Source organism: Methyloligella sp. GL2, assembly GCF_013341275.1.
GTDB lineage: Bacteria > Pseudomonadota > Alphaproteobacteria > Rhizobiales > Methyloligellaceae > Methyloligella.
In genome coordinates, this window is sequence record NZ_CP054476.1 from 575,364 (window position 1) to 590,021 (window position 14,658).

Consider the following 14,658-nt stretch of genomic DNA (forward strand, 5'->3'; position numbering starts at 1 on the left):
TACCGGAGGGCGCACCGAGTGCGCCGGCGGCCGCGCCGTCCGCTCCGCAAAGGAGCGAGGCAGCGCCGCCTCCTGGGCCACAGGCTCCGACACCGCCGCCTCCGCGGCCGAGCGCACCGCCGCCGGGGATGGAAGGCGGAGCTCCGCAGCCGCCGCGTCCTCCCATGCCGGGTCAGCCCGGCCAACCTGGTCAGCGCCCGCCAATGCCTCCGCGGCCTCCGCGGCCCGGCCCGCAAGGGCCTGGTTTCCCGGGGCAAGCCGGTCCGGGACAAGCTGGTCCTGGAAACGGTCCGCGGCCCAATGCGCCGCAACCGCCGGCACCTCCCGGTGCGCAAGGTCCGGCCGGAGGGCCGCCGGGCGGTCCTTCCGCCCCGCCGCCGCCTCCAGGCGCGATGCCGCCCCCACCGCCGCCGGGCGGTGCCGAGGGCGCGCCCCGCGACGCCGGTTCGCCATCGCCGCCTCCGCCTCCGGGCGAGCAGGAGTTCGAAGGTGAGCTGCCGCAAGAAGGGGCTGGCGAATCGCAGGAGGGTATTCCGGAGCCGGAATTCGGTGCGCCTCCTCCGCCGCCGCCTCAGTCCGCACCGCCGGAGATGGGGCAAGGCGAGGCTGCATTCGAGACCGCCGGCCCTGGAGCTGCGCCGCAGGACGGCACCAGTTTCATGGAAGAGCCGGCCCCGCCGGAAGGCGTCGAACGGCCTCTGCCCGGCGATGCCGATTTCCAATATGGCGCAGGCGCGCCGGGTCAGGCGCCGCAAGGCGATGCCGATTTCGAGACCGGGGAGGCGGAAGCGCTTGCCGGGGCTGCGCCCAAGCAGAAATCCGCCGGCCTCGCCGGCAAGGGCGTGCTGCTCGGCTGGGGCGTTCTCGGCCTGGTGGTTGCGATCATTCTGGCGATCTTCGCCGCCATGCCCGGTTTCGTGACCTCGGTGCTGCCGGGGGCCTCGTCGCTCTATGGCGCGCTCGGGATCTCGTCGAACTCCAGCGGGCTGGCGCTTGAGAACGTGCATTACGGTTGGGGCGAATATCAGGGGCAGACCATGCTCCGGGTCGAGGGCGATATCGTCAATCTGACCGATGGCGAGGTGGCGCTGCCGAATGTGCTGATCGCACTTCTCGACGAGAATGGCGACAACATCTCCGAGTGGATGGCGCCGGCGGGCGAAGGTCAGCTCGGGGCTGGCGGCAAGACCGCGTTCGCCACGCAAATCCCCTCGCCGCCCGGCACGATGAAGAGCATCAAGGTCCGCTTCCAGAAAGCCAAGAAGTCGGGCTGATGGCCCCGGAGCAGGGCGAGGGCGGCCCGGCCATCACACCGCTCTACGACGCGGCGGCCATCGCAGCGCGCGTCGACGAGCTGGCCGACGCCATCGCCGCCTCGCATCCGCACGACCTCCTGGTGGTCGCGGTGCTGAAAGGCAGCTTCATCTTCGCCGCCGATCTGATCCGGGCGCTGCACGAGAAGGGGCTGGCGCCGGAGATCGATTTCATCTTCCTGGCAAGCTACGGCACGGGCACCACCTCATCGGGTACGGTGAAGGTGCTGCGCGACGTGGAGACCGACGTCTCGGGCCGGGACGTGGTGCTGGTGGACGATATCCTGGATTCCGGCCGCACCCTGGATTTCGCCAAGGCGCTGCTGGAAGGCCGGGGCGCCAGCCGCGTTCTCACCTGTGTGCTGATCGACAAGGCGGCGGAGCGCGCGGTGCCGATCGATGCCGATTTCACCGGCTTTGCCTGCCCGCCGAAATTCGTCGTCGGCTACGGCATGGATCTGGCGCATCGCTATCGCGAGTTGCCGTTCATCGGGGAGATCGTCGGAGACGAGACCGGCGAGGACTGACCGCCGCTAATAGGAGCGGATCAGCCGCTCCAGATAATCCAGCTCGATCATCGGACGGTTGGGATCACCGAGGCGGTTGCGCAGCTCGTCCAGCACCTCGCGGGCGCGCTGGATGTCGATCTGATCGGGCACTTTCACCGACAGGCCCTGATCCGGCTGGCTGCCCTGATCGGGCCGGCCGAGGGGATCGCGGCCGTTCTGCCCCTGGCCGCGGGATTGCTGGCCTTCCGCATTCTGCATCATCTGCTGGGCCATGGATTGAGCGCCCTGGCGCATGGCGTCGACCGCCATACCTTGCTGCTGGGTGGCGCTATTGAGATCGTTCTGGTCGATGGAATCTTGCGCCTGGCCCATGGACTGGCCGGCATCGCCCAGCTCCTCCGGCGCATCGGCGCCGTTGATGCGCATGCTGTCGATGAGCTTTTGCAGCTGTTCCATCAGCTCGCCCTGGCGGTCGGCAAGCTCGCCGCCTTGGCCCTGCCGCTGGCCGCGCTGGCCTTGTCCCTGGCCCTTCTGCCCCTGCTGCTGACCTTGTCCGCTGCGCTGGCCTAGCTGTCCGCCGGGCTGCTGGCCCTGCTGCTGACCTTGTTGACCCTGCTGCCCCTGTTGCTGGCCTTGTTGTTGGCTTTGGCCGTTTTGCGGCTGCTGGCCATAGAGCTCGGGGAACATCATGCCGGGCCGGCCGAATTGCATGGGGCTGCCGGGCGGGCTGACCTCGAAACCTTCATCCTGGCCCTGACTGTCCTGGCGGTTGGCCTGATAGGTCTGGTCCAGAAGCTCTTGCTGCTCGTCGATCAAATCGCCGAGTTCCTGCATCAGACGGCGCATGCGCTGCTGGCGGGCATTGTCGGAGAAGGTGCCGGTCTGCAGGCGGTTGAGTACGTCGTCGAGTTCGGAAAGCATCTGCTCGGCCATCTCGTTGGAGCCGGCCTGGGCGAGCTTCTCGATATTGTCCAGCATCTGATCGAGATTCTGCTGGGACATCATCTCCTGGCCGGTCTGGGGCGGTCCGCCTTCTTGGGGCAGATTGCCCTTCTCCTGGGCTTGCTGGGCGAGCTGCTGCATGTAATCGGCAAGCGCCTGGCGCAGCTCGTCCATGCGTTGCTGGATCTCTTGCGGCGAGGCGCCGTTCTGTAGCGCGTCCTGCAGGGCCTTCTGCGCCGCTTTCAGCTTGCGCTCGGCCTCGGGCAGATCGCCGTCCTCGATACGAAGCGCGATATCCCAAAGCTGCTCGACAACGCTGGCGATGGCCTCAGGCGAGCGGTCGTCGGCAAGGCGCCAATAGGTGCTGCGCAAGCCGAGATAGACACGCGGGTCGGGGATCACCTGTTTGCCGCCGAGGGTGAGGGCGTCGAGGGCGCGCATGACGTTGTCGGCGGAGTTGCGGTCGCGCACCAGCTTCTTGCGCTGCTCGACCACCGCCTTGGCCAGGGGCTCGGTGAACTGCCGTTCGGGAAGGATGAAGCGATAGGTCTCGCTGCTGCCGGTCTGCCCCGCCTGATCCTTGGCGTAGAGGGTCATCGCGACCGGCAAGCCGGCCCAAGGATGTGCGGTCAGATCCTGGGTGGCGCGCCCCTGCACCTCCCGCGCATTGGCTTTGGTCAGCGGCAGGTTGATCACCGGCGGCTGAAGCAGCGGATCGTCTCCGGCCTTAAGGCCGGCAAGGCCGCCGAGCAGGTCGTTGGCCGCGCTCGCATTGACGAGAGCGAAGCGTGCCTCGGCGCTGGCGACGCCGTAATCGTCGGAGGCGGCATAGGCCAGGCGCAGAGCGCTGCGCGGCGTGGTCGTCGGTTTCTCCGACAGCTTGATGGTCGGATCCTTGTCGTCGATCAGGCCGAAGCGCCAGCTCGCCACGGTGTTGCCGGCGATGGAGACCTGGGCGGTGCCGGGCGTCAGGATCTTTTCCTGGAACTCGATCAGACCGCTCTTGCCCGGCAGCGGCTCGATATCCACCGCCTCGGCGTTTTCCTGGTCGGGCTTCAAGGTCAGCTTGACGCTCTCGCCCTCCGGCGCATTGGCGCGGACCACCAGATTGCTGCGCTCGGGGATCGAAAGGGCACGGAAGGTCCCGGCGCCCCCGCCAAGCTGCTCGCTGCCGTCGGCCAAGACGATGGGCGCCTGGCCGGTATAGACCGGCGGCGTCACCCAGGCATCGAGGCGGAGCAGGGCTTGCGACTGGCTCGGCGCCGGGCTGAAGGCGCTCGCCAGCCGTTCGCGAAGATTGGGGCCGGCAATGACGATGGCGACGAAGAGCAGCAGAAACAGACCGCCGCGGATGGCGTAAGGGTCGCGCCGGTCGTTGCGGGGAGCCGGCCAGGAGGGCTTCAGCCGCTTGATGGTCTCGGCAAGGCGGCGCCGGTGCACGGCCCAGAGCGCGTGGGTATCGGCGTCGACCGGACCGGAGAGGCTGTCCTCATAGGAGCTGGCGGGGCGGTGCTGGACGCCGGCCTTGCGCTCCAGGCGACGCACGGCCTCCTCGCGGCGGGGCAGCCGGATGCGGATGAGGGGGAGCAGCGAGACGAGCAGCGCTACGGCGAAGCCGCCGAGTAGCAGCCGGTGCAGCAGGGCGGGCATATAGCCCCAAACTCCGAGCAGGGTGATCACCAGGAAGGCGGCGACGACCAGGCCGGGCCAGAGCAGCGCCTCCCAGACGCGCTCGGCGAAAAGCGCAAGCCGGCTCAGCCGTACGCGCCGGTCGAAGGCGCGGGCCATGGAGCGCTCGGTTTCCTGCTGTTTTCTTCGGTTCGTCCGCTTAGATACCACCGGGTACCTTCTCTTCAGGGCGGCGTCTCGCCGAAGGGCCGGCCCAAGCGAGGGGCCTTACGTTCGGCTCACGCCGCGCATTTGCGGATCAGTCGCCAAGCCAATCGGGCAGACGCTCCGCCGCAAGCATGGTCTCATAATCGGGCCTCGGGCGTACAACCGCGAAGCGATCCCCCGATACAAGCACCTCCGGCACGCGTAAGCGACTATTATATTGGGACGACAATACGGCGCCATAGGCGCCGGCGGTCATCACCGCGACAAGATCGCCCGGGGCCAATTCCGGCAAGGGGCGGTTCACGGCCAGATAATCGCCGCTCTCGCAGACCGGACCCACGATATCGGCCGGCGCGGTGAGAGCGCCTTCGGGCATTTCCTTGACCGGCCAAACCTCATGATAAGCCTCGTAAAGCGTCGGCCGCATCAGGTCGTTCATGGCGCCGTCGACGATGACGAATCGCTTATCGGCGCCCTGCTTCACATAGATCACGCGGGTGACGAAGATGCCGGCGTTGCCGGCGATCATGCGGCCGGGCTCGAACAGCAGCCGGCAATTGAGTTCCTTGGCGCAGTCGCGCACCAAAGCGGCGTAATCCATCGGCAGAGGCGGGGCCGGCTCGTCGCTGCGATAGGGGATGCCGAGCCCGCCGCCGAGATTGACGAAATCGATGGTGAACCCCTCGATGCGCAGGCGGCCGACCAGCTCGGTCAAAAGTGCGAAGGCGTTCTTGAACGGCGAAAGATCGGTGATCTGGCTGCCGATATGCATATGCACGCCGCGGGCATCGATGCCGTCCAGATCGCGGGCAAGCTGATAGAGGGGAATGGCCTGATCGAAGGGGACGCCGAATTTGTTCTCCGCCTTGCCGGTCGCGATCTTGTGATGGGTCTTGGCGTCGACATCCGGATTGACGCGGAGCGCCACGGTGGCGGTCTTCCCCTTGGACGCGGCGACCTCGCTCAGCGCGCGCAGCTCCGGCTCCGATTCCACGTTGAAGGCGAAGATGCCGCTATCTAGGGCGAAGCCCATCTCCTCTTTGGTCTTGCCGACGCCGGAGAAGACGATCTTTTCCGGAGAAATGCCGACCGCCAAAGCGCGGCGGAGCTCGCCTTGCGAGACGACGTCCATGCCGGCACCTTCGGCGGCAAGCGTCGCCAGCACGCCGAGATTGGAATTCGCCTTGATCGAATAGCAGACAAGCGCATCGAAATCGGCGAAAGCCTCGGCGAAGACGCGATAATGGCGGGTGAGCGTCGCGGAGGAATAGCAATAGAACGGCGTGCCGACCTCGCTGGCGAGATCGGGCAAAGCAATATCCTCGGCGTGGAGGATACCCCGCCGATAGGTGAAATGGTGCATCAGTCGGGCCTAAAAGGGACTACTCAAGCAATCGATCGATAATCAGTTTCCGGTCCGGGGCGGTCTGCATCTTGGTCTCCGGATCGGCCTTTACTTCCGGTCCGCGCGGCGGCGGACGGTCGAGCGAACCGCGCCGGCCACAGGCGGTCAGGCCAATGCCGAAGAGCAGTGCAACGGTGATGAGGATGCGCAGAGCGCTTCCCATGATCATCCCCTTCCGGTCTTGTCCCTCGTCGCAGGGCTCATGCCCCGCAGGCCCCCTTTTTATCCCGGGGGAGGCTATTTCGACAAACGCTTTATCCAGCGGTTCGCCTGCCGTTTCACATTGGCGGGCGCAGTGCCGCCATAGCTCTTGCGGCTTTTCACCGAGCTTGCCACATCGAGCACCGAGAAAACACCCTCGGTGATCTTCGGCTCGACCGATTGCAGCTCGGAAAGTTCAAGCCTTGCCAAGGGCTTACCCTGTTTCTCCGCCAGTGCGACGATGTTGCCGGTGACGTGGTGAGCATCGCGGAAGGGAAGCCCCAGCTCACGCACCAGCCAATCGGCGAGATCGGTGGCGGTGGAATAGCCCGATCCGGCGGCCTTTTTCATGGCACGCGGGTTCGGCTCCATATCGCCGATCATGCCGGCCATGGCGGCGATGCCGAGCTTGAGGGAGGCGAGGGCGTCGAAGACCGGCTCCTTGTCCTCCTGCATGTCCTTGGCATAGGCCAGCGGCAGGCCCTTCATCACCAAGAGTAGCGCCTGGAAGGCGCCGGCGATGCGTCCGGTCTTGGCGCGGATCAGCTCGGCAGCGTCGGGGTTCTTCTTCTGCGGCATGATCGAGGAGCCGGTGGCGAACTGGTCCGACAAGGTGACGAAGCCGAACTGGGCCGAAGTCCACAGCACGATCTCGTCGGCAAGCCGCGACAGATGCATGGCGCAGATCGAGGCGTCGGCCAGGGTCTCCAGGGCGAAATCCCGGTCGGAGACGGCGTCCAGCGAATTGGCCGTGGGCCGGTCGAACTCCAGCGCTTCGGCGGTCATGTCCCGGTCGATGGGAAAGCCGGTGCCGGCGAGGGCGGCGGAGCCGAGCGGGCTCTCGTTCAGCCGCTTGCGTGCGTCGGCGAAGCGGCCCCGGTCGCGGGACAGCATCTCCACATAGGCGAGGCAATGATGGCCGAAGGTCACGGGCTGGGCGGTCTGCAGATGGGTGAAGCCCGGCATCACGGCGTTCGCGAACTCGTGCGCCTTCTCGGCGAGCACGAGCTGCAGCCCGGAGAGCGCGTCCTCGATGGAATCGATCTCGTCGCGGACATAGAGCCGGAAATCGGTCGCCACCTGGTCGTTGCGCGAGCGTGCGGTGTGCAGCTTGCCGGCGGTGGGGCCGATCAGCTCTTTCAGCCGGTTCTCGATATTGAGATGGATGTCCTCCAGCTCTCGCGAGAATTTGAATTGGCCGGAGGCGATCTCTTCGGCGATGGTGTCGAGGCCGCCATCGATGGCCTTGGCCTCGTCATCGCTGATGATGCCGGTGGCGGCGAGCATGGCGGCATGGGCCTTGGAGCCGCGAATATCCTGCTGCCACAGGCGCTTGTCGAAGTCGATGGAGGCGTTTATCTCCTCCATTATCTCGGCGGGGCTCAAACTGAACCGGCCGCCCCACATGGTATTGGACATGATGCCAAGCCTGACGGATCAAAAAACGGCGAGGACGTAAGTGAGCGATAGCAAGAAACAGAGCGGACGAGGCTCGTCCGGCGTCACCATCATCGTCGCGCTCATCGCCGCGATAATCGGGTTTGGGACGATATATTGGAGTCTCAGCCCCTCTGGCAACGATTCCCTGAGCGAAAACGCCTCCAAGACCGCTGAAAGTGAGACGGAAAGCTCGTCTGCGCCGGCCGGCGAGGGGCCGCTTGCCGGGTTGAACAAGGGCGAGATGGCGGCCTTCCTGGTGCATAAGGCGCCGAAGGATCTGCCGGAGATGACGCTGGAAAACAGCGCAGGCGAGCCCGTTGATTTCGCCGATTTCAAGGGCAAGACGGTGCTTTTGAACATCTGGGCGACGTGGTGCCATCCCTGCCGCGAGGAGATGCCGGCGCTGGATAAGCTGGAGGCGGAACTCGGCGGTGACGATTTCCAGGTGGTGGCGATGAATATCGACCGCGGCGGTGCCGGCAAGGCGAAGGATTTCCTGAAAGAGGTCGGGGCCGACCATATCGCGCTCTACCGCGACCCTTCCGGCAAGCTGTTCAGCCAGCTGCGCGCGGTGGGCATGCCGACGACGCTTCTGGTCAATGCGCAAGGTAAGGAGATCGGACGTCTGGTGGGGCCGGCGGAATGGGATTCGGACGATGCGGTCCGGCTTCTAAAAGCCGCGATTGCCGCCGATACTTCCGATGCGGGCGAGGGGGATAAAGCCTCCGAAAGCCCCGCAGACGGTCCGGCTTAAGAGAAGGTTCGACACAAAAGCGCTTCCCGTGGTTTTCCGTTTCGCACGCCCCGTTCTCGTCTCGCTGATGGTTTCGCTCGGCTTCCTCGGCGGCTGCGCCGATACGGTGACGCAGGAGCTGCCGCCGGCGATGCGGCTCTCCGAGGCGCCGTCCTTCAGCGCCGCGCAAGCCCGCAACATGATCAACGCATACCGGGTGACGAAAGGGCGGCGCCCCTTGCCGCTCAACGCAAAGCTCACCCAAGCCGCCCGCATCCAAGCCACCGACATGGCGCGGCGGGATACCATGACCCATAAGGGCTCGGACGGGTCCGATGTCTCGGCGCGGGTCGCACGCACCGGCTATGCGGCGGGGCTTGCGGCGGAGAATGTCGCCGCGGGACAGCATAATTTCCAAGAGGTGCTGGATGGCTGGAAGAAGAGCTCCAGCCATAACCGCAATCTGCTGCTCAGCGACGCGGCGGCGATGGGCATCGCCATGGATTTCTCTAAAAGCGGAAAATACCAGACCTATTGGGTGCTGGTGCTCGCAGCGCCGCGCCGCTGAGCTTGAGGCTTATCTAGCCGCTGCCGCAGATCTGGGCGCGCAGATGCGCCGGGCGGTCCGAGAGCGCGGTCTCCATGGCAAGGCCGTCAATCGTGGTGCCGAACAGCGATTTCCAGAAATAGCGTTTGAAGCCGTTCTCCAGCAGCTCCTTGGTGCGCGCGCGCCTGGCCGGCACGGAGACTTCGCCCAGCACCACGGCGACCAGGCGGCGGTCGTCGCGGGTGGCGCTGGCGACGATGTTGAAGCCGGAATCGCAGATGAAGCCGGTCTTCATGCCGTCGGCGCCTTCGAAATCGGTGAGCAGGCCGTTATGGCTGCGCAAGAGCTTGCCGTTGACCTTGACGTAGCGGAGCTTGAACAGATCGGCGTGCTCGGGGAATTGCAGGATGATGGCCCGGGACAGCCGCGCCAGATCGCGGGCCGTGGTCACCTGGTTCTCGTTGGGCAGGCCGTTGACATTGGCGAAGTGGGTGTGGGTCATGCCGAGATGCTGGGCGGCAGCGTTCATGCGCACCACGAAGGCCTGCTCGCTGCCGCCGCCAAGCGCCTCGGCGATCATCACCGCAACGTCGTTGGCGGATTTCACAAGCACCACTTTCAGCGCCACTTCCAGGGTCAGCTCGCCGCCGACGGGAAGGCCGAGCTTGCTCGGCGCCTGCTCGGCCGCATGCTCGGAGCAGGGGATCTTGGTCTCCATGGTCACCCGGCCGGCGCGCAGATCGGCGAAGGCGATATAGGCCGTCATCAGCTTGGTGAGAGAGGCGGGGAACCAGGGAACGTCCGGGTCCTCGGCGTAGAACACGGTGCCGTTATAGGGCTCGAAGACGAGGGCGGGGCCGGCGGCTGCGATATTGGGCGGGACAGCAAGAACGATCGCGAGCAAAACCAGGAAGACGCGCTTCAGCATTATTCTGCTTTCTCCCCCAGCCCCGATCGAACTCGTTCCCACCGCCCCTTAGTATCGCCGCCCGGGACGGCCCGAACGTCCCATGCACGGCGAATAGCTTGATGCCCAAAGCGACCGTTCCGGCGGGCGGTCTCGCCGCTCGGAGGCGCTTCGGATGGCCCGGCGCGATGTCCTGCCGAGCCGAAGACTAACGCGGCGAGTGCAATTCGCAACTGCGAAGTTGCCGCGATCGGCTCACGCGTCGTCGATCAAAATCGCCCGGAAATCGTTGACATTGGTGCGGGTCGGCCCGGTGACCAGAAGGTCGTCGATGGCGGCGAAGAAATTGTAGCCGTTATTGTCGGCGAGATAGGCCTTGGCGTTGACGCCGGCAGCCTCGGCGCGGGCGAGACTGTCGGGGGTGAGCACCGCGCCGGCATTATCCTCGGTGCCGTCGATGCCGTCGGTGTCGGCGGCAAGCGCGTAGATGCCGGGATGGCCGTCCAGCGCCACGGCAAGCGCCAGCAGGAATTCCGCATTGCGTCCGCCGCGGCCGTTGCCACGCACGGTGACCGTGGTCTCGCCGCCGGAGATCAGAACGCAAGGCGCTTTGGCCGGCTGGCCGAACTCGGCCGCCTGGCGGGCGATGCCGGCATGAACCAGCGCCACGTCGCGCGCTTCGCCTTCGATGCAGTTGGACAGGATCATCGGCGTATAGCCGGCTTTTTCCGCGACTTTGGCGGCGGCCTCCAGCGCATCTTGCGGCGTGGAGATCATGACATTGTCGACATTGGCGAGGCGCGGATCGCCGGGCTTCGGCGTCTCGTTGGCTTCGTCTTCCAGGATAGCGCGCACGCCAGCCGGAATGTCGATGCCGTATTTCTCCATGATCGCCAAAGCATCCGTGCCGCTGGAGGGATCGGCGACGGTGGGTCCGGAGGCGATGATCGAGGGCTCGTCGCCCGGCACGTCGGAGATCATCAGCGCGACCACCTTGGCCGGCGCGGCGGCCATGGCGAGGCGGCCACCCTTGATGGCGGAGAGATGCTTACGCACCGAGTTCATCTCGCCGATGGTGGCGCCGGATTTCAGCAGCGCCTTGTTGATCGCCTGCTTCTCCTCCAGAGAGATGCCTTCGGAGGGGAGCGCCAGAAGCGCCGAGCCGCCGCCGGAGATCAGGCAGAGCACCAGATCGTCCTCCGTCAGCCCCTGCACCATGGAGAGGATGCGGGTCGCCGCCTCGCGGCCTGCGGCATCGGGCACCGGATGGCCGGCCTCGATCACCTCGATCTTCTCGGTCGGCAGGCCGTGCTGATAGCGGGTGACGACGAGACCCTCGAGCGGCCCGTCCCAATGATCTTCCACCGCCTTGGCCATAGCGCCGCCGGCCTTGCCGGCACCGATCACCACGGTCTTTCCCTTGGGCGGCTTGGGCAGATGATGGGGCACGCAATTGGCGGGCGATGCGGCTTCGACTGCCGCGGCGAACATGGATTTCAGGATTTCAGGCGCTGTCATGATGGCAAGTCCCTCTTAGGCGGGGGGAAACTGCACATTGGATTGCCAGAAGGCAAGCGCTTGAATTAAGTTGCAACCCCTGATAACAGCGCCGCCTTCAAAAGCGCATAAGAATGATGAGATGGGGGGAGTGAGTATTCATGTCCAAGGGCTCGGTTGAACAGCACCGCAATCCGAAATCCGATATCGAGATTTCGCAAGCGGCGGAAATGCGCCCCATCCTCGATGTGGCATCCGAGAAGCTCGGCATCCCGGCCGAGAGCATGCTGCCTTACGGGCACTACAAGGGCAAAGTCTCTCTCGACTACATCGAAACCCTGAAAGACCGCCCGGACGGCAAGCTGATCCTGGTGACGGCGATCACCCCGACGGCGGCGGGCGAGGGCAAGACCACCACCACGGTGGGGCTTGGCGATGCGCTGAACCATATCGGCAAGAAGGCGCTGATCTGCGTGCGCGAGCCGTCTCTCGGCCCGTGCTTCGGCATGAAGGGCGGCGCGGCCGGCGGCGGCTATGCGCAGGTGGTGCCGATGGAGGATATCAACCTCCACTTCACCGGCGACTTCCATGCCATCGGCGCGGCCAACAACCTGCTCGCAGCCTTGATCGACAACCATATTTACTGGAGCAACAGCCTCGATATCGATGCGCGGCGCGTCACCTGGCGGCGCGGCATCGACATGAACGACCGGGCGCTACGCTCCATCGTCACCTCGCTCGGCGGGGTGGCCAACGGCTTCCCGCGCGAGGCCGGGTTCGACATCGTGGTCGCCTCCGAGGTGATGGCGATCTTCTGCCTGGCCACCGACCTTGCCGATCTGCAGCGGCGGCTCGGCAATATCCAGATCGGCCAGACCCGCAGCCGCGAGCCGGTGACGGCGGAGCAGCTTTCCGCCGCCGGCCCGATGGCGGCGCTGCTGAAGGACGCGCTGGCGCCGAACATGGTGCAGACGCTGGAGAACAATCCGGCCTTCGTGCATGGCGGGCCGTTCGCCAATATCGCCCATGGCTGCAACTCGGTGATCGCCACCAAGGCAGCGCTGAAGCTCTCCGACTATGTGGTGACGGAGGCCGGCTTCGGTGCCGATCTCGGAGCGGAGAAATTCCTCGACATCAAATGCCGCAAGGCCGGGCTGAACCCTGATGCAATCGTGGTGGTTGCGACCATTCGCGCGCTGAAGATGCATGGCGGCGTCGCCAAGGACGAGCTGAAGAACGAAAATCTGGACGCGCTGGAAAAAGGCTTCGCCAATCTGGAGAAGCACGTCGCCAATATGCGCTCCTATGGCGTTCCGGTGGTGGTTTCGGTCAATCGCTTCTCCGGCGACACCGAAGCGGAGATCGAGCTGCTGCAGGCGCTGTGCAAGAAGATCGACGTGGAGTGCGTGCTGGCCGAGCATTGGGCGCTTGGCGGGCCGGGCGCGGCGGATCTGGCGGAGACCGTGGTCCGCATCACCGATACCCAGAAGAGCGCGTTCAAGCCGCTCTATCCGGACGACATGCCTCTGGCGGAGAAGATGCGCACCATCGCCCAGAAGATCTACGGGGCGGAGGATATCTCTTACGACAAGAGTATCGCGAAGCGCTTCGAGGAGTTGGAGGCACAGGGCTTCGGCAATCTGCCGGTCTGCGTCGCGAAGACGCAGTATAGCTTCTCCACCAACCCGGATGCGAAGGGTGCGCCCACCGGGCACATTATTCCGATCCGCGAAGTAAGACTGTCCGCCGGCGCCGAGTTTGTTGTGATCATCTGCGGAGACATCATGACGATGCCAGGTCTTCCACGAGTACCCGCAGCAAACAACATCAAGCTCGACGAGCAGGGCCACATCGTCGGATTGTTCTAAAAATCCGTCGCGAGGGGTTGTCAGGGTCCGCCCCCGACGCTACCACGCTTGCCCTTCAGCGAACGCCCAAGCTATAGGTTAGGGCAAGAAGTCAAACTTCTTCTGAAGTTTAGACCTCAGCGGAGGAAACGATGTCGGGTGCCGTTCGGCCGGGGCGCAACTTTTTGTTCGTGCCAGGCCCCACTAATCTGCCGGAAAGCGTGCTTCGGGCCATGCATGTGGTCTCCGAAGATCACCGCGCGCCCGATTTTCCGGAATTCACCAAACCTTTGTTTGAAGACCTCAAGAAAGTCTTCAAGAGCAAAGACGGCCAGGCGTTTATCTTTCCGTCCAGCGGGACCGGCGCCTGGGAGACGGCGATCACCAACACGCTGTCGCCTGGCGACAAAGTCCTGGCGCCCCGCTTCGGCAATTTCAGCCATCTTTGGATCGAGCTCACCCGCCGTCACGGCATCGAGGTGATCGTTCAGGAGGAGGAGTGGGGCACCGGCGCCAATCCTTCCCGCATCGAAGAGGCGCTGACCGCCGACAAGGATCATCAGATCAAGGCGGTGCTGATCGTTCATAACGAGACCGCCACCGGCGTCACCTCCGACGTGGCCGCCGTGCGTGCGGCGATCGCCGCGGCGAACCATCCGGCGCTGCTTTTCGTCGACGGCGTCAGCTCCATCGGCTCGATCGATTTCCGCATGGACGAGTGGGGCGTCGACATGGCGGTGTGCGGCTCGCAGAAGGGGCTGATGCTGCCGGCGGGCCTCGGGATTCTGTGCGCCAGCCAGAAGGCGCTCTCGATGCGCGAGGATGCCAAGTGCGCCCGCGCCTATTTCAATCTCGACGATCAGATCCGCTCCAACAGGGACGGATATTTCCCCTACACACCGGCGGTCGGTCTGCTGCACGGGCTTCGCGCCTCGATGGACCGGCTGTTCGACGAGGGGCTGGAGAACGTCTTCGCGCGGCACCGGCATCTGGCCGGCGGCGTGCGCGCGGCGGCCGAGGCTTGGGGGCTTTCGCTCTGCGCCAAGGAGCCGAAATGGTACTCCGATACGGTGAGCGCGATCATGGTGCCGGAAGGCATCGACGGCTCCGATGTCATCCGTATTGCATATGAGCGTTACAATCTTTCGCTGGGCGCGGGGCTTTCCCAGGTTGCCGGCAAGCTTTTCCGGATCGGCCATCTTGGCGATCTGAACGAGTTGATGCTGCTTGGCGCGCTTTCGGGCGCGGAGATGGCGATGCAGGATGCCGGGATCGGTGTGGAGCTCGGCAGCGGCGTCGCTGCGGCCCAAGCTCATTTCCGCGGCGAGCTGCGGCCCAAAGAGACGAAGATCGCTGCCGAGTGACGCCGGGCGAGACGCCTGGCGGTCGTTAAGAGGCCAACTTCGCGAAGAGGCAAAGGCGAATTTCCGCCGGTGTGAGGCCCGAGGGTCCGTCCGGCGAAAGAACATGGAAGTTGTGTT

12 protein-coding genes are annotated in these 14,658 nt (G+C 65.2%); 6 read left to right on the top strand and 6 right to left on the bottom strand.

The window, feature by feature from the left end; translation table 11 throughout:
- The first annotated feature begins 392 nt into the window (after nt 1-392).
- Together HT051_RS15080 and hpt are read left to right on the top strand one after the other, a co-directional pair.
- Nucleotides 393-1,274, top strand: a complete 882-nt coding sequence (locus tag HT051_RS15080) for an FxLYD domain-containing protein (protein ID WP_246810151.1) — start codon at nt 393-395, stop codon at nt 1,272-1,274.
- Entirely contained in the window at nt 1,274-1,840 is a 567-nt protein-coding gene (hpt, locus tag HT051_RS02760) for a hypoxanthine phosphoribosyltransferase (protein WP_174540623.1), read from the top strand. Before HT051_RS15080 ends, hpt begins: the two co-directional genes overlap by 1 nt.
- Before the next feature lie 6 nt (nt 1,841-1,846).
- Here hpt and HT051_RS02765 read toward each other — a convergent pair whose 3' ends face one another.
- From HT051_RS02765 to argH, 4 genes are all read right to left on the bottom strand, one after another.
- The gene (locus HT051_RS02765) at nt 1,847-4,552 is read right to left on the bottom strand and encodes a TIGR02302 family protein (RefSeq protein ID WP_174540624.1); all 2,706 of its coding nucleotides are present in this window, start codon (nt 4,550-4,552) and stop codon (nt 1,847-1,849) included.
- A gap of 139 nt (nt 4,553-4,691) precedes the next feature.
- Nucleotides 4,692-5,963, bottom strand: coding sequence for a diaminopimelate decarboxylase (lysA, locus tag HT051_RS02770; protein ID WP_174540625.1), 1,272 nt, complete (start codon nt 5,961-5,963; stop codon nt 4,692-4,694).
- Nucleotides 5,964-5,982: 19 nt separating this feature from the next.
- Nucleotides 5,983-6,168 carry a lipoprotein gene (locus HT051_RS02775; RefSeq protein ID WP_174540626.1) on the bottom strand — a complete coding sequence of 62 codons (186 nt, stop codon included), beginning with the start codon at nt 6,166-6,168 and terminating at the stop codon, nt 5,983-5,985.
- A 74-nt stretch (nt 6,169-6,242) separates the two neighbouring features.
- On the bottom strand, nt 6,243-7,625 hold the full coding sequence (gene argH / locus HT051_RS02780; RefSeq protein WP_174540627.1) for an argininosuccinate lyase: 1,383 nt from the start codon (nt 7,623-7,625) through the stop codon (nt 6,243-6,245).
- Between the two features lie 40 nt (nt 7,626-7,665).
- Between argH and HT051_RS02785 the strand changes: the two genes are divergently transcribed.
- The gene (locus HT051_RS02785; RefSeq protein WP_174540628.1) at nt 7,666-8,400 is read left to right on the top strand and encodes a TlpA disulfide reductase family protein; all 735 of its coding nucleotides are present in this window, start codon (nt 7,666-7,668) and stop codon (nt 8,398-8,400) included.
- A gap of 28 nt (nt 8,401-8,428) precedes the next feature.
- Nucleotides 8,429-8,947 (top strand): CAP domain-containing protein, encoded by a 519-nt coding sequence (locus HT051_RS02790; protein WP_174540629.1) that lies wholly within the window; start codon nt 8,429-8,431, stop codon nt 8,945-8,947.
- Between the two features lie 13 nt (nt 8,948-8,960).
- On the opposite strand, the gene HT051_RS02795 is transcribed toward HT051_RS02790, so the two are convergent.
- Both HT051_RS02795 and HT051_RS02800 read right to left on the bottom strand, forming a co-directional pair.
- Nucleotides 8,961-9,854, bottom strand: coding sequence for a D-alanyl-D-alanine carboxypeptidase family protein (locus HT051_RS02795; protein ID WP_174540630.1), 894 nt, complete (start codon nt 9,852-9,854; stop codon nt 8,961-8,963).
- A 234-nt stretch (nt 9,855-10,088) separates the two neighbouring features.
- Entirely contained in the window at nt 10,089-11,351 is a 1,263-nt protein-coding gene (locus HT051_RS02800; protein ID WP_174540631.1) for a glycerate kinase, read from the bottom strand.
- 140 nt (nt 11,352-11,491) lie between these two features.
- On the opposite strand from HT051_RS02800, the gene HT051_RS02805 reads away from it, so the two are divergent.
- Complete coding sequence (locus HT051_RS02805; RefSeq protein WP_174540632.1) at nt 11,492-13,198, top strand: formate--tetrahydrofolate ligase; 1,707 nt, start codon at nt 11,492-11,494, stop codon at nt 13,196-13,198.
- Nucleotides 13,199-13,329: 131 nt separating this feature from the next.
- Nucleotides 13,330-14,541 (top strand): aminotransferase class V-fold PLP-dependent enzyme, encoded by a 1,212-nt coding sequence (locus tag HT051_RS02810; protein ID WP_174540633.1) that lies wholly within the window; start codon nt 13,330-13,332, stop codon nt 14,539-14,541.
- Nucleotides 14,542-14,658: the final 117 nt, after the last annotated feature.

Bases quoted from the DNA above. Each gene is read 5' to 3' on its own strand.
- HT051_RS15080 (WP_246810151.1), top strand. From the start codon at position 393: ATGCCGCCCCCACCGCCGCCGGGCGGTGCCGAGGGCGCGCCCCGCGAC.
- hpt (WP_174540623.1), top strand. From the start codon at position 1,274: ATGGCCCCGGAGCAGGGCGAGGGCGGCCCGGCCATCACACCGCTCTAC.
- HT051_RS02765 (WP_174540624.1), bottom strand. From the start codon at position 4,552: ATGGCCCGCGCCTTCGACCGGCGCGTACGGCTGAGCCGGCTTGCGCTT.
- lysA (WP_174540625.1), bottom strand. From the start codon at position 5,963: ATGCACCATTTCACCTATCGGCGGGGTATCCTCCACGCCGAGGATATT.
- HT051_RS02775 (WP_174540626.1), bottom strand. From the start codon at position 6,168: ATGGGAAGCGCTCTGCGCATCCTCATCACCGTTGCACTGCTCTTCGGC.
- argH (WP_174540627.1), bottom strand. From the start codon at position 7,625: ATGTCCAATACCATGTGGGGCGGCCGGTTCAGTTTGAGCCCCGCCGAG.
- HT051_RS02795 (WP_174540630.1), bottom strand. From the start codon at position 9,854: ATGCTGAAGCGCGTCTTCCTGGTTTTGCTCGCGATCGTTCTTGCTGTC.
- HT051_RS02800 (WP_174540631.1), bottom strand. From the start codon at position 11,351: ATGACAGCGCCTGAAATCCTGAAATCCATGTTCGCCGCGGCAGTCGAA.
- HT051_RS02805 (WP_174540632.1), top strand. From the start codon at position 11,492: ATGTCCAAGGGCTCGGTTGAACAGCACCGCAATCCGAAATCCGATATC.
- HT051_RS02810 (WP_174540633.1), top strand. From the start codon at position 13,330: ATGTCGGGTGCCGTTCGGCCGGGGCGCAACTTTTTGTTCGTGCCAGGC.